26 protein-coding genes, 2 pseudogenes and 1 riboswitch are annotated in these 26,122 nt (G+C 38.9%); of the genes and pseudogenes, 8 read left to right on the top strand and 20 right to left on the bottom strand.

Annotated features, from left to right (window positions below; translation table 11 throughout):
- Nucleotides 1–36 precede the first annotated feature (36 nt).
- Entirely contained in the window at nt 37–693 is a 657-nt protein-coding gene (locus ACN6MY_RS06035; protein WP_419883175.1) for an exonuclease domain-containing protein, read from the bottom strand.
- Nucleotides 694–895: 202 nt separating this feature from the next.
- Nucleotides 896–940, top strand: a riboswitch (PreQ1 riboswitch).
- Nucleotides 941–949: 9 nt separating this feature from the next.
- On the opposite strand from ACN6MY_RS06035, the gene ACN6MY_RS06030 reads away from it, so the two are divergent.
- Complete coding sequence (locus ACN6MY_RS06030; RefSeq protein ID WP_419883174.1) at nt 950–1,441, top strand: QueT transporter family protein; 492 nt, start codon at nt 950–952, stop codon at nt 1,439–1,441.
- A 69-nt stretch (nt 1,442–1,510) separates the two neighbouring features.
- Here the strand turns inward: ACN6MY_RS06030 and ACN6MY_RS06025 are convergent, their stop codons facing one another.
- The 3 genes from ACN6MY_RS06025 to ACN6MY_RS06015 form a co-directional block, all read right to left on the bottom strand.
- Entirely contained in the window at nt 1,511–5,092 is a 3,582-nt protein-coding gene (locus ACN6MY_RS06025; protein WP_419883173.1) for a hypothetical protein, read from the bottom strand.
- A 173-nt stretch (nt 5,093–5,265) separates the two neighbouring features.
- Nucleotides 5,266–5,472: a hypothetical protein gene (locus ACN6MY_RS06020; protein ID WP_419883172.1), complete on the bottom strand. Its 207-nt coding sequence runs from the start codon at nt 5,470–5,472 to the stop codon at nt 5,266–5,268.
- Between the two features lie 148 nt (nt 5,473–5,620).
- The gene (locus ACN6MY_RS06015; RefSeq protein ID WP_419883171.1) at nt 5,621–5,830 is read right to left on the bottom strand and encodes a spore germination protein; all 210 of its coding nucleotides are present in this window, start codon (nt 5,828–5,830) and stop codon (nt 5,621–5,623) included.
- 167 nt (nt 5,831–5,997) lie between these two features.
- Between ACN6MY_RS06015 and ACN6MY_RS06010 the strand changes: the two genes are divergently transcribed.
- Together ACN6MY_RS06010 and ACN6MY_RS06005 are read left to right on the top strand one after the other, a co-directional pair.
- Nucleotides 5,998–6,753, top strand: a complete 756-nt coding sequence (locus ACN6MY_RS06010; RefSeq protein WP_419883170.1) for a DUF2087 domain-containing protein — start codon at nt 5,998–6,000, stop codon at nt 6,751–6,753.
- A gap of 114 nt (nt 6,754–6,867) precedes the next feature.
- Nucleotides 6,868–7,209, top strand: a complete 342-nt coding sequence (locus tag ACN6MY_RS06005) for a GIY-YIG nuclease family protein (protein WP_419883169.1) — start codon at nt 6,868–6,870, stop codon at nt 7,207–7,209.
- Nucleotides 7,210–7,364: 155 nt separating this feature from the next.
- On the opposite strand, the pseudogene ACN6MY_RS06000 reads toward ACN6MY_RS06005, so the two are convergent.
- The 6 genes and pseudogenes from ACN6MY_RS06000 to ACN6MY_RS05975 all read right to left on the bottom strand — a co-directional run bounded on the left by ACN6MY_RS06000 (nt 7,365) and on the right by ACN6MY_RS05975 (nt 11,534).
- Nucleotides 7,365–8,150, bottom strand: a pseudogene (locus tag ACN6MY_RS06000) (SDR family oxidoreductase).
- Nucleotides 8,151–8,199: 49 nt separating this feature from the next.
- Nucleotides 8,200–8,583, bottom strand: a complete 384-nt coding sequence (locus tag ACN6MY_RS05995) for a hypothetical protein (protein ID WP_419883168.1) — start codon at nt 8,581–8,583, stop codon at nt 8,200–8,202.
- A 200-nt stretch (nt 8,584–8,783) separates the two neighbouring features.
- The gene (locus tag ACN6MY_RS05990; protein ID WP_419883167.1) at nt 8,784–9,602 is read right to left on the bottom strand and encodes an alpha/beta fold hydrolase; all 819 of its coding nucleotides are present in this window, start codon (nt 9,600–9,602) and stop codon (nt 8,784–8,786) included.
- A 210-nt stretch (nt 9,603–9,812) separates the two neighbouring features.
- Complete coding sequence (locus ACN6MY_RS05985; RefSeq protein ID WP_419883166.1) at nt 9,813–10,085, bottom strand: hypothetical protein; 273 nt, start codon at nt 10,083–10,085, stop codon at nt 9,813–9,815.
- A gap of 147 nt (nt 10,086–10,232) precedes the next feature.
- Nucleotides 10,233–10,580 (bottom strand): VOC family protein, encoded by a 348-nt coding sequence (locus tag ACN6MY_RS05980; protein ID WP_419884090.1) that lies wholly within the window; start codon nt 10,578–10,580, stop codon nt 10,233–10,235.
- Between the two features lie 246 nt (nt 10,581–10,826).
- On the bottom strand, nt 10,827–11,534 hold the full coding sequence (locus tag ACN6MY_RS05975; RefSeq protein WP_419883165.1) for a DNA alkylation repair protein: 708 nt from the start codon (nt 11,532–11,534) through the stop codon (nt 10,827–10,829).
- A gap of 349 nt (nt 11,535–11,883) precedes the next feature.
- Between ACN6MY_RS05975 and ACN6MY_RS05970 the strand changes: the two genes are divergently transcribed.
- Nucleotides 11,884–12,084, top strand: coding sequence for a cold-shock protein (locus ACN6MY_RS05970; protein WP_419883164.1), 201 nt, complete (start codon nt 11,884–11,886; stop codon nt 12,082–12,084).
- 239 nt (nt 12,085–12,323) lie between these two features.
- Here the strand turns inward: ACN6MY_RS05970 and ACN6MY_RS05965 are convergent, their stop codons facing one another.
- The 4 genes from ACN6MY_RS05965 to ACN6MY_RS05950 all read right to left on the bottom strand — a co-directional run bounded on the left by ACN6MY_RS05965 (nt 12,324) and on the right by ACN6MY_RS05950 (nt 16,920).
- On the bottom strand, nt 12,324–13,859 hold the full coding sequence (locus ACN6MY_RS05965) for an MDR family MFS transporter (protein ID WP_419883163.1): 1,536 nt from the start codon (nt 13,857–13,859) through the stop codon (nt 12,324–12,326).
- Nucleotides 13,860–14,261: 402 nt separating this feature from the next.
- Nucleotides 14,262–14,828: a DUF4256 domain-containing protein gene (locus tag ACN6MY_RS05960; RefSeq protein WP_419883162.1), complete on the bottom strand. Its 567-nt coding sequence runs from the start codon at nt 14,826–14,828 to the stop codon at nt 14,262–14,264.
- 186 nt (nt 14,829–15,014) lie between these two features.
- Nucleotides 15,015–15,410, bottom strand: a complete 396-nt coding sequence (locus ACN6MY_RS05955) for a hypothetical protein (protein WP_419883161.1) — start codon at nt 15,408–15,410, stop codon at nt 15,015–15,017.
- Between the two features lie 247 nt (nt 15,411–15,657).
- A complete protein-coding gene (locus ACN6MY_RS05950; protein WP_419883160.1) occupies nt 15,658–16,920 on the bottom strand; it encodes an alkaline phosphatase in 1,263 nt (420 codons plus the stop codon).
- Between the two features lie 354 nt (nt 16,921–17,274).
- Between ACN6MY_RS05950 and ACN6MY_RS05945 the strand changes: the two genes are divergently transcribed.
- The 3 genes from ACN6MY_RS05945 to ACN6MY_RS05935 all read left to right on the top strand — a co-directional run bounded on the left by ACN6MY_RS05945 (nt 17,275) and on the right by ACN6MY_RS05935 (nt 18,796).
- Complete coding sequence (locus tag ACN6MY_RS05945) at nt 17,275–17,883, top strand: hypothetical protein (RefSeq protein ID WP_419883159.1); 609 nt, start codon at nt 17,275–17,277, stop codon at nt 17,881–17,883.
- Nucleotides 17,884–18,117: 234 nt separating this feature from the next.
- Nucleotides 18,118–18,273, top strand: a complete 156-nt coding sequence (locus ACN6MY_RS05940; RefSeq protein WP_419883158.1) for a hypothetical protein — start codon at nt 18,118–18,120, stop codon at nt 18,271–18,273.
- Nucleotides 18,274–18,589: 316 nt separating this feature from the next.
- Complete coding sequence (locus tag ACN6MY_RS05935) at nt 18,590–18,796, top strand: hypothetical protein (protein WP_419884089.1); 207 nt, start codon at nt 18,590–18,592, stop codon at nt 18,794–18,796.
- Nucleotides 18,797–19,030: 234 nt separating this feature from the next.
- On the opposite strand, the pseudogene ACN6MY_RS05930 reads toward ACN6MY_RS05935, so the two are convergent.
- The 4 genes and pseudogenes from ACN6MY_RS05930 to ACN6MY_RS05915 form a co-directional block, all read right to left on the bottom strand.
- Nucleotides 19,031–19,407 (bottom strand): annotated as a pseudogene (locus tag ACN6MY_RS05930) (T7SS effector LXG polymorphic toxin).
- A 532-nt stretch (nt 19,408–19,939) separates the two neighbouring features.
- Complete coding sequence (locus ACN6MY_RS05925) at nt 19,940–21,412, bottom strand: protein adenylyltransferase SelO (protein WP_419884088.1); 1,473 nt, start codon at nt 21,410–21,412, stop codon at nt 19,940–19,942.
- Nucleotides 21,413–21,720: 308 nt separating this feature from the next.
- The gene (locus ACN6MY_RS05920) at nt 21,721–22,248 is read right to left on the bottom strand and encodes a DUF1456 family protein (protein WP_419883157.1); all 528 of its coding nucleotides are present in this window, start codon (nt 22,246–22,248) and stop codon (nt 21,721–21,723) included.
- Between the two features lie 396 nt (nt 22,249–22,644).
- On the bottom strand, nt 22,645–23,466 hold the full coding sequence (locus tag ACN6MY_RS05915) for a Cof-type HAD-IIB family hydrolase (protein WP_419883156.1): 822 nt from the start codon (nt 23,464–23,466) through the stop codon (nt 22,645–22,647).
- 81 nt (nt 23,467–23,547) lie between these two features.
- Here ACN6MY_RS05915 and ACN6MY_RS05910 point away from each other — a divergent pair, with 81 nt between their 5' ends.
- Nucleotides 23,548–23,787: a hypothetical protein gene (locus tag ACN6MY_RS05910; protein ID WP_419883155.1), complete on the top strand. Its 240-nt coding sequence runs from the start codon at nt 23,548–23,550 to the stop codon at nt 23,785–23,787.
- Here ACN6MY_RS05910 and ACN6MY_RS05905 read toward each other — a convergent pair.
- Both ACN6MY_RS05905 and ACN6MY_RS05900 read right to left on the bottom strand, forming a co-directional pair.
- Nucleotides 23,784–24,749 (bottom strand): tRNA dihydrouridine synthase, encoded by a 966-nt coding sequence (locus tag ACN6MY_RS05905; protein ID WP_419883154.1) that lies wholly within the window; start codon nt 24,747–24,749, stop codon nt 23,784–23,786. The genes ACN6MY_RS05910 and ACN6MY_RS05905 overlap by 4 nt on opposite strands.
- 688 nt (nt 24,750–25,437) lie before the next feature.
- Nucleotides 25,438–25,926 (bottom strand): GyrI-like domain-containing protein, encoded by a 489-nt coding sequence (locus ACN6MY_RS05900; RefSeq protein WP_419883153.1) that lies wholly within the window; start codon nt 25,924–25,926, stop codon nt 25,438–25,440.
- Nucleotides 25,927–26,122: the final 196 nt, after the last annotated feature.

Genomic DNA, 26,122 nt, shown 5'->3' with positions numbered 1-26,122 from the left:
AAGTCCGCTAATAGACGGATTTTAAGAGCCACCCTCTTAAAAGCTGAAATGATCTCCTGTTTTCCTGGTTCCTGATTTCCTTGGAAATGAACTTGTACTCTTTTGGGATGCAGGTTTATATTTCTTCATGTGGCCGCGTTCGAGCACTTCTTTCAGATAGGGGCTGCCGCTCGGATTTTGCTGTTTAAGAAGCTCAAGCAGGTAGGTGATATCGTCGAGGGCCCTATGTGTCTGATGGTTTGCTATTTTATGGAATTGAAGAAGTGTCAGTAGCTTGCTGTTAAGAAATCCGTATTCCTTCCAAGGCACCCCTCTCATCGTACAATGCCACTTCAGCTCATTTATTTCAGGGTACATATGATAAAGGAAGCTGCGGTCAAACGAGGCATTATGGGCAAAAACCGTATCTGCCTTAGCAAACAAACCTGAAATTTCTTCATCATAAAAGCTTTTTCCTTCCACTGTTTCAAAAGGAATTCCATGTATCTTATAAGCACTGCTGTAATTTTGTCTTGCAGAATATGATAATGGCTCTCTTAAATACGAAGCCTCTTCGACTATATCCAGAACTTCACCGCTTTTTGCATCATACGAAAACAGCTTTAAGGCAAGCTCAATGATTTCATCGCTTTTTGGGCTTAAGCCAGTTGTTTCGACATCGACCACCAAACCAAGATTTTTTTGCAGTGTCAAATTCATCATCCCTATTTCATAATATTTCACGGGGCAGGCCAGCATGAATATCAAAGTTTATTCTACTATACTAAAATTTCCCGATTCATTTCTACTTTTTAGCCTAAAATTAATCTCAATCACACATTGCCTATGCAATTATACCCAATGTATTGACGGAAACATTCATTTTACTATACTATTACATTTTGAGTGTTAATAAACTAACGTGGTTCGTGACCCTCCCACGCAAAAAAACTAAGGAGAATAAGAGATTATGAATATTAAGCCCCTGGTCGCCAACAGCATCCTGGCCGCCTTGTATATTGCCGTCTCAATGGCCATTGCGCCATTTGGATTTGGCAGCATCCAATTCCGCATTTCCGAGATGTTTAATCATCTTGTTGTGTTCAATAAGAAGTTCTTCCCAGGGATTGTCCTGGGTGTCATCATAACCAACTTCTTTTCACCGACCGCTGCCTATGACTTGATTTTTGGAGTCGGGCAATCGGTGATAAGTTTACTGATTGCGATACTGACTGCACGGTTTGTTAAAAATGTGCTGCTCCGCATGTTTATAAATACCATTGTTTTCACGATTACAATGTTCCTTATAGCACTGGAGCTTCACCTGGCCATTGGCCTGCCGTTCCTGCTGACCTGGCTGACAACTGCTGCCGGAGAATTTGCAGTTATGCTGGCGGGTATACCCGTTATGCTTTCGCTTAATATGAAGGTGAATTTTAATAAGCTTATTGAGCGCAAGTAAGCCGAAGCGCGTTTAGTGATAATTATGACAAAGAAGCAGGAATCAAGCTGATTCCTGCTTCTTTGTTCATTATTTCCATTTACTGAACCAGTTTTTTATCTTCATTTTATTTTTATCAAGAAGTTCTTTCGAGGTTGTATGTTCCCTTTGCTTTTTCCATTCTAAAAAACTCGCGGCAGCTATCATCAAAATACCGCCAATAATCAGATACAGCCACCACGGGAGACTGCCCCACATAGACTTTGTATTCATATATACATTGAATAAAAGAACCGCTCCCCCTGACAAAAAATACGATTTATATTTCATGAAAAATCCGGTTAAAATTGACGCAAGAGAAATGGCGCCAATTACAATGGCATCATTTACTGTATTGCCCGCCATACTGTCTGACACCAAAATCAAAAAGACGAATGCAACAATCAGCAGCTCGATCAGCTGTGAGGTTTTTCCATAATCGAATATCTTCCTGAGCAGAATCGAGGAGATCACCATGACTGGTATTAATAGTACCTCCATGGATAGTATCTCAGGAACAGGTATTTGCTCCATCACAAGGTAATAAGGATAGAGGCTTGCAGTAAATAATGCCGCCATATAAATTTTTCTTTCCATTCGTCCTTCTGTCCACATTCTGATAATCCCAAAGTAAGCCGCTATCAGACAAGCTACTAGAATTTCCAGAAAGGTGTGGCGGAATACGGATGATACTAGTCTAACCTGAAGACTTAACACAAACAGCCAGCCAAATATACGGTACGCATCAACAAATGTTTTTGATGCTTCTCTTTTTATCAATCCCTTAAAGCGGCTTCTGCTCAAAAGCAGCATGATTGCCGTTAAACTTAAAGTAATGCCAATCGCCCCGCTGGCCGGCAAGCTGTAGGCATAATTCGTAAAGAATATAAGAGCCAGCAATAAAGGAAGCGAAGCAAGGTTTTCCCACTTTCTCTTCATCAGGAGATACAGCGTAAAGGCCAGAAAAACAGCTGCAAGCCCTGTCCAGACAGCTTCCATCTTCTCCGGAAAGCCTGCTGTATAAGATTCCATGATGTACGCTGCACTTGTTAACAACAGGAATGGAATCAAATACCACTCGATTATATTATTCCATGTTTTAAACACAAACCATAAAACTATAATGATTGCCGCTGTAATGGACATTGTAACCGAAGTAAAATAATCCATATTTTGAACATCTTTGAAAAATAGACATACCTGCAGGTAAAGTGCTGCAAATCCCGTATATGCAAAAATATACCTTTCGCGATTAATCACTGTTCTTGCTGCACACACCGGGTAAAGCACCAGTACAAACAGATATAAAAACGGTGAGGCACCAGTTATAATTATCATCAGGCAGCCTGCAGGAATAGCTGCTAGATTGAGGAGATGGCTGTACCAGAAGAAATACAGCTTTCCGCTTCTTGAGTACCTGCCAGCAAATTCACTGATAAGATAAAAAACCAATGGAGCTGCAAGGCAGAATGCAATTGTGTAATTCTGATTTTTGAAGTCAAGGGCGTCCAGTATATAACCATAGGCCCCAGACCCCGTAAATAAAACAGCCAGCCATAGATAGTGCCTTTGGTATTGACGGACGGATAAAATATTTATCATAGTTGCAGCAAGCATTAAACCTGCAGAGCCATACGGATTTAAGCCATCTGCATAAATCAAAAGATGCGAGATGAACGAAAGAACTTGCCCGCTGATAAAAAATACCGAAAAATAGCCGCTGTATGATTTTTTCAGTAAAAACCCTGCGCTAATGGCTATTAGGGCACTCATCATTAAATGAATACTTGGAGCAATATGAACATCATACCACCCGATTCTTTCTGTTAAGAACAAATAAGACAGCAGCAGGGACAAACATGCGCTTATAGGAAAACCATATCGGCATACTTCGCGCGCTGATCTTGTCTGTTCCTTTCCATAGGCAATAAAGAATAGTGCAGAAATCACTAAAAGGAACAAACAAGCTGTTAGCCACTCTTCACCTGCCACTTTTGCCAAAGTGAGCAGGAAAATGAGGCTTCCTTCAATATATAGGGTACTTTCCCTGAATAAACGCCATCTATTACTTGTATTAAACAGATAGCCTCCAGCAAATAAGACTGCTGAAAAGACAAACATCATAGTCAATGTTTCTGAAATAGTAAAGTGATTAGCCATAGCCAAATCATAGAGTGCAAGATTAATAAGCACTGCTGCCGGATAAGTGAACACCTTGTTTGCCGTTAAAAGCGCAATTGAAACAAACTGTGCCGCCATGATAAATAGAGCAATTGCCATTTGAGCATAGTTTTCTTGATAAAAAAGACCATTCATATAGATGAAAACCAATGCTGAAGCAATCATGCTTGTGTAAAGAAAATCTGTTGATAAAGGATGCTTGATCCGTGACAGCAGCAGCCAAATTACCGCAAAAATGACTGGCAGCAGCCCAATTGCAACAATGTCTGCCTGTTCAAGGAAAGACGTGTAAACTAAGTGGAAATATCCATAGCTAAAAAGTGCACTGAAAACATAATCATAATATTTCCCTTTGTATTTCAAAGATAATATCAAGAATACGAGTGAAGATAATAGTACAGCCAGGGAATACAGCCAATTGCCTGCAAATAAAGTTAAGATCACAAAGGTTTCAGCTATAATCTTAAATTGGATAAATTGAAATATATATAAACGGAATATTTGCAGGATTTTCCTTGTCTTAAGACTACTCACATTCCACACCAGGAGCAGATTAAATACCGCTAATAGGAGAAATAACATCTCCATCGAAGGTGTAATGAAGGATAATCCAAAATAACTTGTAGCTGCAAATGTCGCAAGCGAAATAAAAATAAACACCCTCGACTTAAAAAAAGCAGCGATTTTATAGTAGATAAACAAACACACCAGGCCGCCCATAAATCCAAGCAGCCCTCTTCCTTCCCCCTGAAGCGATAAGTACTCTCCGAAGATTTTATAATAGGAAGCTGACAAAATAGCGATTGGGATAAACATCCCGGCCAATGTCAAAAACGCAAAAGCAGTTTGTCTGATTTTCAGCCTGGCAGAGATAAATGCCATAACAGCAAAGAAAACCGATACCAGACTTATAAGTGAAACCTTAAGAACAGAATTTAAAGCCCCCCATGTGGAAGTGGCCAAAATAAGCCCGCCAAATAGAAGAAAAACCACTCCAGCAATCAAAACTGCTGCAATGTTTCTTTCCCTGATTTGCTCAGCCGTTTTTGCAGGCTTAGCCGTTGTCTGCTTGCTGAGGGCAGCAGAATCAGGTACTGCTGTTTGATTCTTCTCCTTTTCGTTTATCTCCGGATATTTCTGTATTTCTGCCGCGATATTTACCTGCGGGTGTCCCTCCGGCGTTTTGGAGGCCAGATTGACGGGCTGTTCCCCCACAGATCGATTTGTATCAGTGCTGCTTGCAGGCACATCCTGACTATAGTTTTCGGGCTTCTGGCTGTCCTCCTGCATCGACTGATGAAGTGCCTGATTATAATGCCTTTCATATGCGCTGCCGATTCTTATGTAATCTGTTTTCGGTATAAGTCTTTTTTCTCTGAGAATATCCAGCTCTTTATGAAACACTTCTCTTTTCTCGGCTAATGAAATTTTTGATCTTGATAAATCGCTCATTGAAGACCCCTTTCACCTGCTAATTAATGGAAGAAATTCGGTACTTTAATTCTACCATATCAAATCATAATGATGTGCGGGATTTCTGTATCTAAGAAATCCCATTCTCACTTGCGGCTAATTAGGCTTACTTCATTTTATCTTCATCAAGAAAGAATTAGAATCTAAAGGTATTACTGATTTGCAGGACTTGGCGGGATATTCATTTCAATTTGTCTTTGTGTGTCAACCGGTGTCCTATTCGGGACCTGGCTTGGATAGTTTACATCATTAGGAACGTTTTGTTTGCCTCCATCATTGTCATCAATACCCTTGTTTTGGCTGCATCCTCCTGCAGCTATTAAAAACATCAAACATACGCCCAGAAATTTTCTCTGCATCCTTCATTCACTCCTTTCTAAAGAGACCATTTATCCGTTTATTATCGTCTCCAAAGTTCTTCTTTATTATCATTTCCCAACAGTCATTTATCGGATAATTAGACAAAAAAAGAGCCCAGCCAAAAGGCGGGCAGACTTGTAACTGATCTTAGCATGCTGATGGCTGGTCAACCACGCTCGAATTTTCCGCATTTGTCATGCTGAAAAGATTATTATTGGTTATGAAGCCCCCGGAGTTGTTGGAGCCTGAGCCGTGAAAATTTTTGGAAGTGGTTTTGGGTGAATTGTTAATCGAGTTCCCGAATTGAACTGTTGCTGAACCGCCAACATTAATAATCTGAATAGGCATATTGCACATATATGTCACTTCCTTCGCTGTTGAGCGGGTTAATGTAGGATATGCTATTTAAACGTTTTTGTGAACATGAGGATTAAATTGACAGACATTAAACTTATCGGTAAAATATTTGCTATATGACAAACAATTTTATAATATGTTTAATATATTGATAAAGAGGTGTTATCTTGGAATTATCCGATTTATTTTGGAATGCTTCGCTGCAAGAACTTAAGCAGGGTTATATCCTAAAAAATGATTCATATATTTGCCTGTTATGCGGCGAAAGAACTGAAAAGGGGATCATTTATCAGGACGAAAGCATTTTTTATGAAGCTGAAAGATATATGCGTGTTCATATCGAGATGGAACATGGTTCGGTTTTCAATTATTTAATACATCTTGATAAGAAGCTGACAGGGCTGACCGATCATCAAAATCATTTGCTCGGCCTTTTTTATCAGGGAAAAAATGATAAAGATATTCAGCATGAAGCTGGCATTGGAAGTACATCGACAATCCGGCACCATCGTTTTGCCCTAAAGGAAAAGGAACGCCAGGCGAAAGTATTTCTGGCGATGATGGAATTGCTGAAAGAAAAAGACCAGTATGCACCCGCTTTTGTCTCCCCACATAAAACGGCCAAAATGATTGATAGCAGGTACGATATTACACAGGAAGAACAAGCTGATATTATCCGCAAATTCTTTCCTGATGGAACGGACGGGCCATTAAAAAGATTCCCTTCCAAGGAAAAGCAGCGTCTAGCCGTTTTGCGGGAAATCGCGAACAGGCTAGAAACGGAAAAGGTATATGATGAAAGGAATTTAAATCAGATTCTGCAGGAAATGTATGATGATTATGCAACAATCAGAAGATACCTGATTGAATATGGATTTATTGACCGGCATCCTGATGGAAGCGAATATTGGCTAAAAAAATAGACTATGATTTCGATTGAGCTTGATCCTTTACTGGGATTTCCCCCTCTCGAAACATTGAACCACGGTTATACTTCCGGTTAATGCCGGATAAGCAAGAGTATAGGAGGAAAAAATATGGACCGCAAAAAGGAACTGAAACAGCAGTATAAAGAAATAACCATTGAAGCCGGTGTATACCAAATTAAAAATACAGGAAACCAGAAAATTTTCGTGGGCAGCACCCGCAATTTAAAAACTCTTAATGGTGTTATATTCAGTCTCGAAAATGGCGCGAATTTCAATAAAAAACTGCAGGCAGAATGGAAGGAATTCGGCAGGAATGCCTTCACAATTGAGGTGCTGGAGGTATTGAAAAAGAAAGACGACCCTTATTATAACGAGAAGGAAGCACTGGGTGATCTTGAGAAGAAATGGCTGGAAGAGCTGCAGCCATTCGGTGAACGGGGATACAACTAAAATATGATAATGAGAAAATGAAATACCCCGTATACTGCAGATTTTACTGGAGCGGGATTAAATGCTAAAGAGAAAAATGTTTTTTTATTCCCAATCAATTTGCTGCAGCAAAAAAAGGCGTCTGGCCAAGGGCCGGCGCCTTTTTAAATCATGATTTAAATGTTCATGTTCCAGCGTTCTTGTTCTGTTTTCTTCAGCTGTTTTTCCGTTTCCCAGGGATAGACGGTACGGAATTTATGTTCATCAGCCGGAATGATTTCAATCATCTTCTTAATCATATCTTCTGGATCAAATTGATTCTTCAGCTGCTCTTCTTGTTTTTTCATATCTTCCTTTTTTGTAAAGTGTATTTCTTCATCAAACCATTTATATTTTTCCTCTGCGCTTCGATCATTAAAGCCTGTATTAAATGCTCCAGGATTAATGGTAGCCACTTTTACCCCAAACCCCTCCAGCTCTGCCTTTAAGGTCTGGGCGATGCCTTCAATCGCATGCTTTGTGGCTGTGTAAGGCCCAACATATGGTGTTGCAGAAATTCCGGCCATCGAGCTCATGAAGATGATTTTTCCGTTTCCTTTCTCCACAAGCTTTCTTGCAGCTATCTGTACTGTTTCAAGCGTCCCAAAAACATTCACTTCAAAAAGTGCACGAAATCTGTCCATTGGCACTTCTCCAAGAGGTCCTCCTTCATTGATCGCAGCATTTGCCACAAAGACGTCAAAATCATAGTTTTCAATCTGCTCAAGATCCCGCGAATTGGTAATATCAAGCTTGAAAACATCCATGTCCAGGCCCTTTTCCGCTGCTTCCCTGAGGAGATCCGTTTTCTGGGAAGTCTATTCGGTAGTGGCAATTACATAATGCCCCTCACTGGCAAGTCCCAGCGCAGCCCCTCTTCCAAGCCCGGTGCCTGCACCTGTAATGAAAATTGTTTTACCCATCTGGCATTCCTCCTGTCGAAATCATCTCCCGATTCTGATTCCCTTTAGGTTATCGCATAAACCTTTTTAAACTCAGCAGCCTCCTTATGGTCTGGTGTATTTGCAGGCGGCTACTTGCTTTAATAGATTTGTTTTTATCGGTCAATGAACAACCCGAACAGCTTGAAGGAATAGTAATGATGGCTCCCTTATAGCTGCTTTGATTGAAATTGAGCTCTCCATCGTTAACAATAATCTCTACGTTTTTAAATTCTCTGTTACTTTTTTTTCCATTTCTGTATCCGAACGTATGATCCCCTCGTTCGGTATCGCCATTTATTTCGGCAGTATAGTTCCCACTCCAATGATCACTTTCTCCTTTTAAAGAAATGGACCTTTCTTCGCTGCAGCCGCTTAAAATCAAGATAATAAGAAGAAAAAACAGCTTTATCATTAAATCCCCGCCTTAATTAAACCTTACACCGAATATAACTCTGTAAAAGCTCTCAAATGGTTCGCGGCAAACAGATTTATGTTACCCGCATCTCTTTAAACCGCAGCTGAAGTCTGTTCTTTGCTGCTTCATTCTTTAAGGCATCTTAAAAAGCTGCCTCTGCTTCTTGTTTACAAGGTAACTTTTCCTACTTTAATATATTATTTCACAAAATGTCTAATTGCCTGTGCAAACTCATTTGGAGTTTCAATAAATGGGTGATGTCCGCTATCCAAAACACAATTAATACCTTCCCTAAAATTAAAAGAGAGATGGTGCTCTGGTCCTATAGCATCATCGTATTTTCCAGATAAAATTAAAGCTGGCTTATCAATATCCTTTGTTAGCAAAGTAAAATCTTTAAAGTATTCCTCTGCTCCGAATATATATTGCTGAAAATGTGGTTTAGGCATTAATTCTTTATCCATTTCATCTATTATTGTTTTATTTTTTAGGTTTTTATATTGAAGAGAAAAGTAAATATCCTGTTTCATTAATTCACTTTGAATGGCATAGAACATACTCATAAGATCATTACTGTCCAATTCCATTTGTTCTAAGCCTAACACTTTTGAACCCTTTTTTATTTGATGGCGAAAGGACGCCTCCATGTTTAGGGTTACATTAGATAATATTAATCCTTTTGTATGTCGACTAAAATAATAAGCATAGTTTACAGCGATAATTCCCCCGAATGAATGACCCATTAAGTAAAATTCATCAATATTTAAGCTCAATCTGACAATATCAATGTCTTTCAGTAATCTTTTCAAAGAATAATTTTTCGTATTAGATGAAGATCGCCCGCATCCTCTTTGGTCCAAATAAATCATTTCCAAGTGATTTTCTAAAAGACTCCCAGCTGTTTCACTAAACGATTTACTCCAATAGCCGGGCCCTCCGTGGAGAAATATACAGGGGCTTCCTTTCCCCCTCACTTCTATATATAAATCAATTTCATCATCAGTTTTTATTAACATTTAATCCATCCCAATCTTTTCATATATAAAAAGAACCTAGAATACAAAATTCCCCTTCTTCAACTAAAACCGGCAGCGATCGAAAAAGTCGCTGCAACGGCAGCGGGTTCTTCCCCTCTAGCAGGCATCAGTTGATCATGAACGGAAATATCACCATAAATTAAAGTAATTGCTTTGCCATATTCCTGCCCTTTAGTTAAGTTTGATGCATTAATGCTGAGAAACTGGCGATTTTTGTTTTTCCCAGTTAGTCGGGCCCCCATCCTTCTCAATAAATCTTCGCCAATACTCTCCGCTTTTTTTATCAAATAAAATGATGTTGCTTTCGTTTGGTGTGATTAACTCATATCTCTGCTTGTCTTCCTGAGTTACAATATTTTGTTTATTTTGTTGAGTTTTTAAAGATTGTGAAATAAACCAAGAACCCAAAAGAATGCATATTCCTAAAAAAATTATTGAATAAGACATCAGATTTCTGCCCATATTCCATTTCCCTTCCTGCAAATTTCCTAAATATGAATATTCTGGAGCATCAATTAAAATCCCTTCATCATCTGCCTGTTACTTAAACAAGAAAAAACGATCCTTCTTACTGAAGAATCGCCCATTTCAACTAAAATATGACATTTTTTATTTTTCCCATAGCTCTACTAGTCTGCCTTCGGGATCTTCAATCCAGATAAACTTTCCATATTCACTGCTCTCTCTTTCCTTTACAAGAGGTACCCCAATCTCTTCAAGATGCTTAATAGTCTCGTCAAGGTTATAAACTTGGAAGTTCAGCATTACTTGCTGTTCTGCAGGAAAGTAACTGTCATCTTCAGCAAAGAAAGAAAAGATCGTTTCATTCTCTGAGTGGGGTTTAATAATGGTCCCATTCCAATTTTCTATATTGATTTTGAATACTTCACTGTACCATTTTTTTGCAGCATCCACATTTTTAGTTTTCCAAAATATCCCGCCAAAACCTTTAATAATCATAATTATCTCCCCTCGAATACATTACTTTTCACAATAGACCTTCAAGAAATAAACGTAAATCCCTGCTCAATCAGCCTGTACCTATTGTTGAATAACCGCACTTCTCTCTAAAAACAAAAAAACGAAGGAAATATTTTCTATTACTCAGCGAGGCATACTAAAAGATCAAAGGGTTTTCAATGTCGAAAGAGCGTCTTCAATCTATGTTATTTAATTTCAAGCTTAACCTTATACGAGTTACTTTTAACATCTTACATATTTGCGTTTGAACCCAATCCTCCCTCTATCAATTTCTTTTTGAATACTTTCGCAGGCGTTCAGGAAACTGCTTTTTTTATTGTCACGCTGAATTTCAACTGTACCTACTTCCTTTGCAGTCTCAACTGCCTTTTCATGAAGGGGCAAATAGGAAGTCCCAGTGGTGTATAAAAAATTATTCATAGCAGATTTCGCTCGTTCTGAGGAATCATGAATAGATTTTTTTACAAGATCAAGCATATTCAAAATCTTACTATCAGAAAACTCATTGTCTGCGCGATTCCCTAATAGCCAGCAGTAGCAGCTCCAGCCTGCTGACATTCTCAGCTCTTCACCACTGGCAATCCATTTATCGGCAACGTCTTGTGCCATACTTGACTCTGATAAAGTTACTGACACCACATAATCGGACAGCATATAAAAATACGCTCCGTCCATCCAGCGATTAAAATCCGCCTCTGTCATTGCTTTCGGGTCTGCAATAATGCCAGCAAAGTACATGGCATCGTAGTTGCCTGTGGCGTAGAGTTCTTCAGCCAGACTCTGATTTATTTTTATTTTTTTGGCGATTGGCTTCATAGCCCCTGTTGCCACGCCAAACAGCGGCTCATGAGCACCATTGGATATATATATTTTCTTGGTACGTTCCTTACCCAAGCCTTCAAGCTCCTGCATAACTGTTTCAAAATCCATAGTAATGTACCTCCTTTAGTAATAGAACCTTTTAAGTGAAATCAGTTATTTTTTTCATATCTTTTAACTTCTTAATTTTACCATTAATCCACTAATGGCTTCAGCATCCGATAGGAGAGGAACTATTAAATATAACGGTCTTACTATACCCCCACAAACTACATCAATGAAGAAACAGAGATGTTCTGCCTCCATTAATTTGCAATATCTTCAGCATCCTGTTATGATAAGAAAGAATTATTTTTGTTCGGTGTAATGGGATAGTACAGATATGGACTTTTCTTCTTGAGAATCACTTTGGGCAAGGATAGTAATACATTGTGTTTTAACGCACTAGGAGGCAACAAAAATGGAACAAGGTACAGTAAAATGGTTTAACGCAGAAAAAGGATTCGGATTCATCGAACGCGAAGCTGGAGACGACGTATTCGTACATTTCTCTGCTATCCAATCTGAAGGATTCAAATCTTTAGACGAAGGCCAAAAAGTTACTTTTGACGTTGAGCAAGGTCAACGCGGACCCCAAGCTACAAACGTTCAAAAAGCTTAATTTTATATGAATGACACAAACAAGCTCTTTTTAAGAGCTTGTTTTTTTATTCTTTTATAGCAAAAAAAACCCTGCTCATTAATAGAGCAGGGAGATGAAACAGGTAATGTAAAAAAGTTTAAGACTTCAAAGGTTTGTTTACATTATAACATACTGTATGGACAATATGGGGATGTATAGAGATTTATAACTCTCCTGACGCCTAACTTGCTCGGCTAGCGAAACATGAAAAAAGGTTTCTATTTAATCTCGTCGTCGGATTTGGGTGATAATACTTCTTTCTTCAAAAACCAGCTCAAGGCAAACGCAATGATCGCGATGATAAATGAGTACATGTAAATATGCTGAAATGATTCTATGAATAATGTTTTAACTTGTGTTAATAGCCCTGCCGGCAACCCGCGAGGAACACCTGCTGCAGCTAAATTTTTCATATTTGCTGTCATACTTTCAGGAAGTTTATCACCTAAGCTGTGCAATTTGGAGGTAAGTGTGGAGGATAACAAATTTCCAAAGAGACTGACTCCGACTGTTGCACCTATGGTTTGAAATAACGGAACAGTCGCAAGAGCAATTCCTTTATTTTCTTTTTCAACAGACTCCTGAACAATGAGGTTATCTCCTCCAAATAAAACTCCTAACCCAAGACCTGTAATGAAAAAGAAGATAATAATTTGAATAATAGTTGTATGAATACTCATATGAGAAAACAGATAAAATCCGATAATCGGCATGATAAATGCAATTCCAAATAGTTCCCGGTAGCGCACTTTTGTCAGCAGAAAACCGCTTACCATCGCTGACCCAACTGCTCCTGCCATCATAGGCAATGTCAAATAGCCAGCCTCTGTCGGAGTCAGTCCCAGCACGTTTTGTGCAAAATAAGGAAATGAGGAAAATGACCCCATTAAGCCAATTCCTACAGTAAAGACAATTAAGGATAACACAAGAATATTGCGGTTTTTAAACAAATGCAAAGGTACAATTGGTTCTTTTACCTTGGTCTCAACCCAAATGAAGATCCCAATTAAAACAGCTCCCAGGCAAAGGAGGAAAATAATTTGCGGTGAGCCCCACGTGTAGCCATTGTTTTCTACAAGAACTGGTGTGATCAGCAAGGAAACTATTGAAGCAACTAACAACAGTGCCCCTCCCCAATCAATAACCACTTGTTTCTTAATAGCTGTTTCACGCAATCCGCTTGCCAAAAAAAGTGCTGCTATGATACCAACAGGAATATTAACAAAGAAAATCCAATGCCAGCTTACCTGATCGACAAAATACCCGCCCATCAATGGCCCTAATAACATCGGAATAAACATAATCGGGCCCATGAATCCTTGTACTTTTGCCCGCTGCTCAACGGGAAAGAGATCACTTGAAATGGTCATAGCAAGCGGCATTAAGCCTCCTGCCCCCAACCCTTGAATCCCGCGTCCAATAAGGAGAAGAGTCATAGAATGTGATAGCCCGCAGACAATCGATCCGCCCATAAAAAATGCCATACTTGCTAAATATATTTTTTTGCGTCCCATTAAATCAGCTAACTTTCCCAATATTGGCATGAATGCGGACATGGTTAACATATACACGCCCCCGACCCATCCATACACAGCTAAACCGCCTAAATCACGGATGATTGTCGGCATTGCTGTATTAACCACTGTTTCATCCAGCTCAGAAAAAATCAATCCAATTACCAAACCCATCATCACCAGAATTTTATTGCTCTTATCAGCTAAAACTGGTTCCTTATATTTTGTAATGCTTTCCATTGATATCTAACCCTTTCAACATTTGATAAGCAGATTATATAAAATATTTATGAACTGAATATAAACATTTGAAATGAAATTCAAAAAAAGTTATCTATAAATATTAAAAATGCAAGCATTGCTTTTTTTAAAAGCTTTACCGAACTTTCATGGCGGGCTCTGCTCCAAACGCAATACTTCAAGGTTCTTTGCCCAGCGTATCCACAGTTAACAAAGTACAGACTAAAAATAAATCTGCTCATAAATTGACTGCACTGTCCAATTATATCTAACTGCCCACTGCGAAAAAAAAGCTACTGCAGCATCCAATTTTTCATCTTACAACACCTAGTTGAAGAAGAAAATTTAGAATTTCCCAGGTAATCCATTCTTCAAATCCAGATTTAGATGTTTGTTCAAAGTTCAGACCCTGAGCAAGCCACGGAAACTCCTTGCAGCATAGTAGGATTCCGCTCCATTGTGGTACACAAATACAGTATCATAGCGGCAATCACAAAATATGGCACCGCCAAGCTTTCTAATATAGCCAGGTGTTTGCACCCAGCTCGAAGTTTTCAGATCGAAATTTTCAAGTTTCTGTAGTTCCCGATATTGTTCTTCCGTTAAAAGTTCTATTCCCATAGCAGTTGCCATATCAATAGCGTTATTTTCTGGTTTGTGTTTTTTTCTTGACTCTAGCGCTTCCCGGTCGTAGCAAACACTTCTGCGCCCTTTAGGGCTTTCCGCTGAACAATCAACAAAAATGTATTCATCTGTCCTGTTATCATGTCCCACGACATCCGGTTCACCTCCAGTTCCCTCCATTTCATTGAGCGACCACAGTTTTTCATTATTAGCTTCGATCTTAGCTTGTACTTTATCCCATTCAAGACCTCTATGCCGGTGCTTGTTTTTCTCAAAACGGGCTTTCAAAGTGTTGAGCAGCTCTTCACGCTGTTCTAGTGATAACTTCCTATTTCTCTTTGTCATATTAGTTTCCCCCTTGGTTTTCTTCATAATTGAATATCTACTAAATTGCTCCTTAATACAATATCTTTAACAAAAATAGACGTTATCCTTCTTGGATAAGCGTACACTTTAATGAAACAATGGCTATTCATAAAAAAGGAACGATTATTCTGCTTCTTTAATGGCAGCTGAATAATCGTCCCTTTTTCAATTGAGAGAATAATTGTTTATTAATTTTCTTCGTTTCAGATCCTTACCAACTTTTACTGCTTCTGCTCTCGTTTTAAAGTTAGCCGTCATTTTATAATAAAAGCCTGATTTCTTAATGACTACTTGTCCATAGTAATCCTTCTTAACGATGGACCTTACTCTTTCCACATATGCCTTACTACTAATTACGCCTAATTCTAGGTGCACATTATACTGTATTTTCACTGGTTTGATAGCTTTGCTTATTTTTTTAGTTCCAGTTTTCACTCCTGATTTAGCAATCGGGGTAATTTCCACCATAATTTGCTTTGATGCATCTTTAGATGTTAATTTGCAGCTTGATTTGTTTGAACATTTAATTAGTTGTTTCTTCCTTTTTCTGCTCGGAACCATTTGAAGATGGTTTTGCCTTCCTTATCCCGGTCAGCATCATGATAATTGTAAGTGACATGCAGCGTTTTGCCAACTGTGTATCATATACAATAAGTCTCTAATCAATCAGCAGGACTCACGAAGAAGAAGGTATATAAAATTTGCGAATAATAAATGTTTGAAGTTGGTATTTGCACAAAAAATGGCTGCCGACTTTGCCGACAGCCTGACCATATTAAAGAATGCTTTTCAAAAGTTTGGTCAGTAATTATTTTTTCAATCCCATTGCTTGTTTAATAGCATCAAAAATATGAGTGTTTTCGTATGTTCCTGACAAAAGTTCCGCTCCTGCACCTGTTGCCGTTAAAGGAACAGATACACCGCCATGCCCGCTTGTTGTCCAATCCATCATAAATTGATTTCCGCTGTTTGCCACCTTAAACGGACCGTCCTCTTTAGAGATGCCATCACCGGACTCATCTTTGCTGTCCACATCTTCTATAGATAATCCGCCGCATTCATGATCTGCCACAACCAGAACAAGTGTGTCAGGGTGTTTTTTAGCATATTCCTTTGCAATCACAACGGATTTATCCAATTGTTGACCAGCTTTGATCATTTTTTCTGCATTGTTCTCATGGGACATTTCGTCCGTTCCTTCTTCCTCAACCATCAAGAAGAACCCTTTTTTATTCTTAGATAGAGTATCAATCGCCTTTTTTGTCATGTCAGGAAGAGGTACAACAGGTTCGTATAGATCACCTTCACCCTCTGGTCTCTGTTCGAACATTTCTTCGTTTGCAAACAGACCTAACAGTTTGCCGCTTTTTGCACGTTTAAGCTCGTTAGCATTGGTCACATACATGTAGCCGCGCTTTTTTGCTTCCTCAACAAGATTACCTTGTGTTCCTTTACTTTGTTCTGAAAGGTCCTTTGCAGGGTGGTCTTCATAGCTTCCGGCATTTCCTGCAGGATACCAGAAATCCTCCCCTCCGCCTAACAGGATATCGACTTTGCTACTTTCAAGATACTGCTTGGCAATGTCGCTTTGTTTTGAACGATCTGTAACATGAGCACCAAATGCAGCTGGTGTCGCATCGGTAATCTGGCTAGTTGTCACCAATCCAGTTGATTTACCTGCTCCCTTTGCCATTTCGAGGACCGTTTTTACTGATTTTTTGTTTGCATCAACACCAATAGCACCGTTATACGTTTTCACCCCTGATGCCATAGCGGTAGCAGCTGCTGCTGAATCCGTTACGGGAGTTGTTGAACTTGTATGTACAATGCCTGAATAAGGCATATCATCCATTGCTAGTTTACCAGTTTGTCCTACAGTAGCCAGCCGGATTGCCTCACGATGGGCCGCACCCATTCCATCCCCGACAAAAACAATTACATTCTTTGCCTTTCCATTATGAGGTTTTATAGTTTTTGAAGCTCCATGCGCATCTGCAAAATGATTAAATCCGAATGTGGTAACAACAGCAAGAGATAAAGCGGCATTGATAATCGTTTTCTTTTTCACCATAAATAACACTCCCTTTTTCAAAGAATTTATACCTTAAATATAAAGGACGAGTATTTAGCGAATGTTTATGTATTGTAAATAGGATTTGTATTTGTATGTCAGCATTGTAAACTTATGCTGACATTCATACGCTTCAAATAAAATAAAGAACGGAGATATGTTTATTAGCATTTAGTGTCCAATACTGATTTTTCATTAACTTGTACTTCACTAAATGCCTCAGGTTCTATCTATAATTATGTTCCTTTATGGCCAACAAGAATGAACTGTCTCTTAGTCAGCATTTTTACTGCATATTCACCACCTTTGTCATATGTTAAAATAAGGAAAAAGATTCTTAAAAGGAGCTAGTCGATGAAGGTCCGTCTGTGCATATTCCTTTTCTGTTTTAGCCTAACTTTTATTACAGGATGTCAAAAAAATTCATCTGGGCAAGTCCATGTAGAATTAAAAAGCAAAAAAGAACAAGAATATCTTGCCGATTATTCTTATAGCCAATACAAAAAAGCTTATGATGAAGTTCTGTCTGAATCTCAGAATTTTAAAGTGCATGATGACTTGCAGAAAAAGTGGATCATTCGCACATTAGCACAGGAAAAATTATATTACCAAACAAAATTGTCCGAAAAGCAGGTAGTCCAATTATCAAAGCAAGAAGCCCATAAATATAAGATATGGAAAGCAATCGCACTAAATAAATATCACATGCATATAGAAAATAAAAAATTAGATAGATATATTGATACATTTGATAAATATTCACCTCCATCGAAAGTAGCCTTCGCTGATAGCTTAGGAATAACCCCAATCGATTTAGACCATAAATTTGATAGAGACATGTTCGAACAAGGATACATTTGGACATTGTTACGCACTAAATTGGAAAAGAAATACGGAACGGCTGACGAAGGAAAGCTGAAAAAAATATACGAGAAAGAAGTTGCTGCTGCAATTGGAGGGTAGTTTGTAACAAGGATAGCAGGGTACGGTTGAAATGGCGGCATTCTAGCCTGTAGAGGAAACAAATTCCGTTACAAAAAAACACTCTAAATAACGGAAGAAAAAATCAGAAATGTAATATCAATATAAAAAAAGAGACACCTCCCAAAATCTCTGTATACAGTTTAGTAACCACACAAAATGGAACTCACGAAATTTAAGTAAGAAATGGGATATTATAAAAAAGGAGAGAGCATCTTGAAAAACAAAGCTGAAAAAATATTAGAAATTATTATTTTATTTTTAAGTTTAGCTTTAAGTCTTTTTTCTAAAGAAATAACTTATATTATTATAGGAATCGTTTTAATAGCTGGTTTAAGGTTGTTTTTCTACAATAAAAAAAAGCATAGTTAATAATTGAAGTAATTCATAATTTGAACCCCTCTTCCCCCAAGGGGTTCAACATAAAATAAAGAGGCACATCCCAAAGATCCTGAATACTGTTTAGTAAACCAATGGAAGGTGAATCCCTATGTCTTTTATACAAAAATGTTTGGCATTACAATCAAAGAACAGCTATTGAAAAAGTGCTTACTTACTTACTTACTTACTTACTTACTTACTTACTTACTTACTTATTTACAAGAATTCTTCCAACTAAAAAAAGTGCTATCTATACATCTATTAACTCAAATTTAGAAAATTTTTTTAAGGAGGAAAGTAATTGAATCTGCGAAAAGCTGATGAAATAGAAAAATATCAGAGTGATCAGTCTGCAAAATACGGATTTATTTTTTATACTATAGCCCTTTTTATTTGGTCGTTATATGGTTTTTTTATCAAGGGTGACTCTGGATGGCAAATGACTATTTTATTAATTGGCTGTGCTGTCTACTTCTGGTCAAGAGCAATTTTCAATCGAAAGATGAATAAATAACATTATGAAATGAAGTTCATACGAGGTCTGTAATCTATTTATTTAGTAATAAGTATTTATGTGATGCCACAGAATACTTACTGACACTATACTTGTTTGGTTTGATTGTTTTATTACTTTCAATGGAAAAGTACACTTCCAGCAGGTAGAAAACAAAAAAAAGCCAGATCCTTTAAAAAGAAGGGATTTGACCTCGTGAAGTTTTAATATTTTGATTGAAAAGGGTGTGCTAGACTACTGAGAAAACCCAATGCAGCCCTTCATCTTATTTTCTGCCTTCTGAATTTCGTCCTGAAAGTCTTCATCAGAGAAAGGTTTAAGGTCGATAATGTCATGGATCCGGTCCAATATCGCTTTGAGGTCCCTTTTTTGGGCGGTGATTAAATCCTTGGATTTCTGGTCGGCATTGGCACTTCATCTTCTAAAAAGGGAACATGGATAATGGTGTCTTCTCCAAGCTTGGCTTCCTTTGCATCCCCGCTTATCCCTTTAAAAAAGGCGATATGCCGATTAACTAGACCGATCCAGGCATCGACTGCATCAATCTGCGCCTCGTAAAATCCCTTTATAGATTCGGCGCCTTTTCCCTGAAATTCATCATCCAGTTTCACAATGAGGGCGAATTCCTTCCTGATTGCCGCCAATTGCTTATGCAAATCATATTGTTTGCGCGATCATCCATTGCAGCAAAAAGTGTATTCGCATCATATAGTTTATTAGACATTTTAATTGGAATTCCTTTCTCACAAACTCGGCACGGTCGTCCCTGTTTATGTAAATTATTGGATAATCACATCTTAAAGGAATACTTTTGCCACAACAAGGAATCTGCAGATTATTCCATAAAAATGATTCAAATGAACTATCACTTTATTACCGCACGTGTAGTAATCCTACAGGTGTATTAAATCCTTTTAATCTGTTCGGATGGATCCTTAATTCGCTCCAATTTCTTCCAATTTCGCTTGAATCATATGAGATTTTCCTTTAGTAACCCGCAATATTCAGGTTACTTGTCTCTGCTAAAGTTCCTCAGGATTATGGATCAACAAATTAAGGTCCCCCCTTGTTTAAGGAGAGACCTGAAGCCTTAATAAAAATATTAACCTAATTTATATATAGCGATGTAATGCTGCTAGCTCATCATGTCCCGCAATAGGTTTGATAGGCACAGTTTGATGTCTCAGGCAGCTTTGTGTATTCTTCCAGTTCAGGAGTATAAGCGTATGGGTTAGACAGTGCCTTAAGAAGCTTTTCCATCACACCGTAGTCTCCTTGATTTGCGGCGTCCAGTGCCTCTTCTACCCTGTGGTTGCGAGGGATGATGGCTGGATTGCTGCTCCTCATCAGCTCTTTCGATGAGTCCGCCGATTCCGCCTGCCTTCCAAGTCTCTCCTTCCAGGCTGCATGCCACTGAGCAAATTCCTCTGCACCAAACAGATCCGTGTCCTCGTGCTTATCCAATGTTAATGCGCGGAAGGTATTGGTATAATCCGCTTTATATTTTTGCATCATGCTGAGAAGGTCTTCAATAAGTGTTTGGTCCTCTTTCTCTTCATTAAATAAACCAAGCTTTGCCCTCATTCCAGCCAGCCAATTTTGGTGATATAGCTTAGGAAATTCCGAGATTGCATCCTGGGCCAGCTTGACAGCCTCCTTTGGATCATCATGCAGCAGAGTCAGCAGGGATTCAGCGAATCGTGCAAGGTTCCAGCCGCCTATATTCGGCTGATTAGCAAATGCATAGCGCCCCTGAATATCAATAGAACTGAATACGGTTGCCGGATCATACACATCCATAAACGCGCATGGGCCATAATCAATGGTTTCACCGCTTATCGCCATGTTGTCGGTATTCATTACACCGTGGATAAAACCGACCAGCTGCCATTTTGCAATCAGGGCAGCCTGGCGTTTAATTACTTCCTGAAGCAGGGAAAGATATCGATTTTCATCACCTTCCACCTCGGGGAAATGGCGCTTCAAAGCATAATCAGCCAAAATTTGAAGATCTTCATCTGTGACCGCTTTTGCACCTGCAGCATATTGAAAAGTGCCGACGCGCAGATGGCTGGCGGCCACGCGGGTCATTACAGCACCTGGCAGCCCTGTTTCACGGATGATTGTCTCACCGGTTTTTACCACTGCCAGACTGCGGGTAGTAGGAATACCGAGTGCATGCATGGCTTCGCTGATGATATATTCACGCAGCATCGGCCCTAGTGCTGCTCTTCCGTCTCCGCCGCGGGAATAAGGGGTCCTGCCTGAACCCTTAAGCTGAATATCAACACGCTCATCTCCGGGAGTAATCTGCTCTCCCAGCAGTAAAGCCCGTCCATCACCTAACATATTCAATTGCCCGAATTGATGCCCGGCATAAGCTTGAGCAAGTGCCATACCGCCTTCAGGAATGCGGTTGCCTGCCAGCACTTCTATGCCATCTTCACTTTGAAGCTCCTCAGCGTTAAGTCCCAGTGATACAGCCAGCGGTTTATTGAGAATAACCAGCTTAGGCGTATGTACAGGATTTAAGTCAAGACTTGTAAAAAACGATTGAGGAAGGCGTGCATAACTATTGTCAAAATTCCAGCCTGTTTCACTTATTGCTTTTGTCATCATATCTCCCCTTTCTTTGTTTTACAGTAAAACTGAGGCATTGCCCTCACTTATTTTTTCTTCCAGAACCAGGAAGCCTGATAAATATCAACATACATCATATTATACCCGCACCCGGCATAATTGACGCGTTTAAGGTTTATTATGTACAAACCATTTTACAGACTAGTGTTTTATTTATACCAGCTAATGAAAAGGCAGCCGCCCTTTTATGAGCTGACTGCCTTCATTCACACCTATGTAGCAAAAAATGTATTTTATTTAATAAATATATCGGTTAAAACTTAAAACCTGCATCAAGCATTCCCTTATTCCCTGTAACTTAAAGCTAATCCCTTCAGGAAATTCCTGGCGTACCGATCACCGCACGCTTTATAATTCTTATGTCCTTCTTTTCTTAATAAAGCGCCTAATTCCCCTTTAGAGATAACGACTCCTGCGTCATCTAATATTTCAATCATATCTTCGCTTGTTAATGATAGTGCTATTTTTAATTTCTTCAGTAAGACATTATTGACACTGCCATTATTTTTGATAGTAATTGCCGGTCTTTCAGGCTGTCCTGGTTTTGTTTCTTGTTTTCCCCGTTTAAATACAATAAGTCCATTTAAAAATGATTCTAGCGTGTAATTATCGACTTTTATATTCTCTTCTTCTTCCGGATCATCATTGCCGGCTTCATCATAATAACTGTCCTTGGATTTAATAAGCATTTTCAGCACTTCTTCTTTAGAAGCTTCAATGCCTCCAAGATTAAAAATCTTTACCATGTCTGTATTTTTAATATCCAGCGCATATCTCAATCTAATTAATATATCATTATTATCCATAACCATCTTTTGTTCCCCCTGCTTGGAAAGTCAAAGCATTATTGCTTTATACTTTATTGTAATAAATATCATTAAGTATAATCCTTAATATTGTATCTCCAGTACCCTTCATCAATACCAATTACCTGCCTGCCATTGAATAACTAGCTTAACACGTCAGAGACATGTTTTACAGATTTACCTGTACGATTATGTATTAAAGGTAAAGTAAAGCAATAGAACTATAACAGAGCTATCAAGTAAAAAAGGCAACTCCGCTGATAAGACGGAAGCTGCCTTTCTACAATAATAAATCTGCTTTTTACGGATAGATTTTTGCTTGTTGCACCCTGCTTCCTCCCCAACTGACCGGAAGAAAGTGATGTGAAAGTATTCACAATTACCATAGCAAAAAGAACTAACTTACTGTACAGATACTGTTTTCAGGATAAATTCTTCTACTACCTTAGCAACGCCGTCATTCATGTTAGAATCTGTGATAAAATCAGCTTTTGCTTTTATTTCATCAGTTGCATTTCCCATGGCAACTCCGAGGCCTGCGAATTCTATCATGGATAAGTCATTATTGCTGTCGCCGACTGCTATCACTTCATCGCGGCTAATGCCAAGCTTCCCGATAAGAGAGTTCAGGCTGGTCCCTTTTGTTACTCCTGCTTCAGTGAACTCAAGGAAGAACGGTTTTGACCGCATTACGCTTAAGCTTCCTGCAAATTCCTTCTGAAGCTTCTCTTCCACTTTTTTAAGAAAATCAGGTTCTTCAAGCATTAATGCTTTCACAACAGGTTCTGTTACAGCTTCTTTAAAGCTCTCTACAACATGTATTGGCAGGTTAGTCAGTTTGCCTTCAACATCTGTGTATTGATTTGCATCTTCAGTCACAATCGTATCTCCGACATACGTATGGATCAAGACGTTTTCCCTGCGGCTGATGTCATATAATTGATGGATTGTTTCAGTTGGCAATGTAGAGCTGAACAATTCCTCGCCTGTTTGGCAATTGATTATTTTCGCTCCATTAAAAGAAAGAATAAAACTGCCGTACTCCTTTAATTTCAGTTCCTCAGCAATCGGGAGCATCGCACTTGTCGGCCGCCCTGAAGCCAGCACCACCTTAGCCCCCATTTCCTGAGCATCCATCAAGGCCTGCTTGGTCCTTGGAGAAATCGTCAAATCATTACGCAGCAATGTATCATCTAAATCCAGAACAATCATTTTGTATGTCATGTTAGTTAATTCCTTTCGTCTATTACATTCTCTATCTATTTTACTATATTTGAACGAAATTCGCCCCGGGAGAGCTTATTCTTGAAAAAATTAACTATTATACTGCTGCAAAGAAACAAGAGCAGATTGGCAAATGTCATGCTCCCTCCGGCAACAAATCTAGGCAATCTATTAATTATCCTGATAAAGATTACTGTACTAACAAAGAAAGCAAAAATTGGCGGTGCGGATCCGGTTCTATACCGCCTTCACACCAGCCAATTAACTGCTAAGGAAAAATTCAAACTCCCGGAATCAAGTCCTGCTCCACCGTACCCTTAAAGTTTCTCTGATATAAAGTTATCGAGCAATGAGCGCACTTCATCTGTTGAATTTGTGTTCATTAATTGATTTCTTAATTCACTTGCGCCGGGAAATGCACGGACATATATCTTAAAAAAGCGATGAAGAGCCTTGAACGAACGCAGCTCTAATTTTGAATATTTATCATGAAGATCCACATGCAGCCTTAACAGATCAAGCAATTCCTTACTGCTATGATCTTTTGGCTGCTTTTCAAAGGCAAATGGATTATTGAAAATGCCGCGCCCAATCATGACCCCATCGATACCGTATTGATTAGCAAGCTGTAAACCAGTTTGACGGTCAGGAATATCTCCGTTGATTGTAAGGAGTGTGTCTGGTGCCACCTGGTCACGAAGTTTTTTAATCTCCGGGATCAATTCCCAATGAGCATCCACTTTGCTCATTTCCTTTCTTGTACGCAGATGAATGGAAAGATTAACAATGTCTTGTTTAAGGATATGGGTCAGCCAGCCTTTCCATTCATCGACATCCGTGAAGCCAAGCCTTGTCTTAACACTTACAGGCAAGCCTCCTGCTTTAGCTGCCTGTATTAATTCTGCTGCAACTTCCGGACGGAGGATAAGGCCGCTTCCCTTCCCATTTTGTGTCACATTCGGTACAGGACAGCCCATATTGATATCCACTCCCCGGTAGCCCATTTCCGCCATACCAATACTCATTTTCCGGAAATTTTCAGGCTTATCTCCCCATATATGAGCTACCATCGGCTGTTCATCCTCAGTAAAAGTCAAACGCCCGCGCACACTCTGTTTTCCCTCAGGGTGACAATAACTCTCAGAGTTCGTAAACTCAGTAAAAAATACATCAGGTCTGGCTGCTTCACTCACTACATGACGAAAAACAACATCCGTCACATCCTCCATTGGAGCCAGTATAAAAAATGGACGCGGTAAATCACGCCAGAAATTATCTTTCATTTTAAAATTCCAATCCTTCCATAATGGGTTAGTAAAACTCTCAGCCCAAAATTAAAGAAGCAAACAATCTCTGCTTCATCTACACTTATACCATGCCTAGGTACTTTTTATCAAACTGGCACCATTTATTTTAACATCATATCCTTCATACAAACAAAACGATTTTATGTTAAAGCCTGCTCATTAATGAGTTATGTTTTTCTGAAAGGCAGCAAAGAAAGAATTAAAAGACTCCTTAATTGGCAGTGTTTTGACAGGAAAAAGAAGCAGGATGGAAAAATTTTTTCTAACAAAATAACAGTCAGGTTCTGGAGGATATTTACTTAACTGTAAGTAGTTCTTTAAGTTAGAGAAGATTCGTTCCCTTTGAAGAAGCTAAGAAGGGGTTATAATTGGTTTTTTTATTTAATAAATTCTCGAGGCAATTCCATTGTTAAAGCAGGTTGATTGGAGCGAAAGGTGCGGGATCAGCGTGACAGATGAGACCCCGCAGACGCAAGTCGAGAAGGCTCAGCGCACGCCCCGCTGAAAGCGGAGCATCCTGAAGCTGAAATCAGCCCCTTGTTCAGATCAGCAACAACGTACACGAAAACAGCCTTTTAGAAAGACACGTTTTCAGACACTCCATTTTGCCCCAATAACAAATGCGATCCTTAATTATTAAAGGATCGCATTGTGCTGAAAACAATTAATTTTTCACAATTGGTATATAGATATCAAAATGCGGATCATTAGGATCATGATCAACTGGACAATACTCATGTTTAATTGGCATGTAAGGATCATAGTATTCTACATCAGGTTCTTTCACTATAGTATAATCACTGGCAAATAACCATTGATGTAATTCCTCATATGTCTTTTTTATATCTTTTCCTTTCTCATGTGTCGTTTTCACATATGTCCATTCAGGAACCCTTATTTCAATCATTCCATCAGGAATCTCCTGCTCCTCACTTACTTTATACACAGCGTAATGTATAAATCCATTTTCAATCACATGATAAGATAAGCCCAATTGAACGCTCGGATTTTCCCTATATTCTAATTCATTAGCTCGATCTTCACATTGCTGAATTACCTTTTTTAAATCAGGTACAATTTCTGAAAATGTACCCTCCCATTTCAATCCAACTGCCCGGTAAGCTGGTAACGTTAAAATTTTGCAGTTAAACATATTTCCTCCCTATACTTTAAAATGTCATAAAAGCCCCATAAAGTCTTCTCTATCAATAGATAAAAAACCTTCTTGAAGAAGAAAAATGCCCTGCTTACTTACTAAATGACGAATTCATTTGATACTGGTATGCTGCTTTACTAAGTAATCTTCTGAACCATTTAATCTTTTTTTAAAGTTTGCTGAGCTGCATGAA

Source organism: Peribacillus sp. B-H-3, assembly GCF_048572925.1.
Taxonomy (GTDB): Bacteria; Bacillota; Bacilli; order Bacillales; family DSM-1321; genus Peribacillus.
Note: the sequence above shows the minus strand (reverse complement) of the source record. Positions and strands in the feature narration are given on the sequence as shown.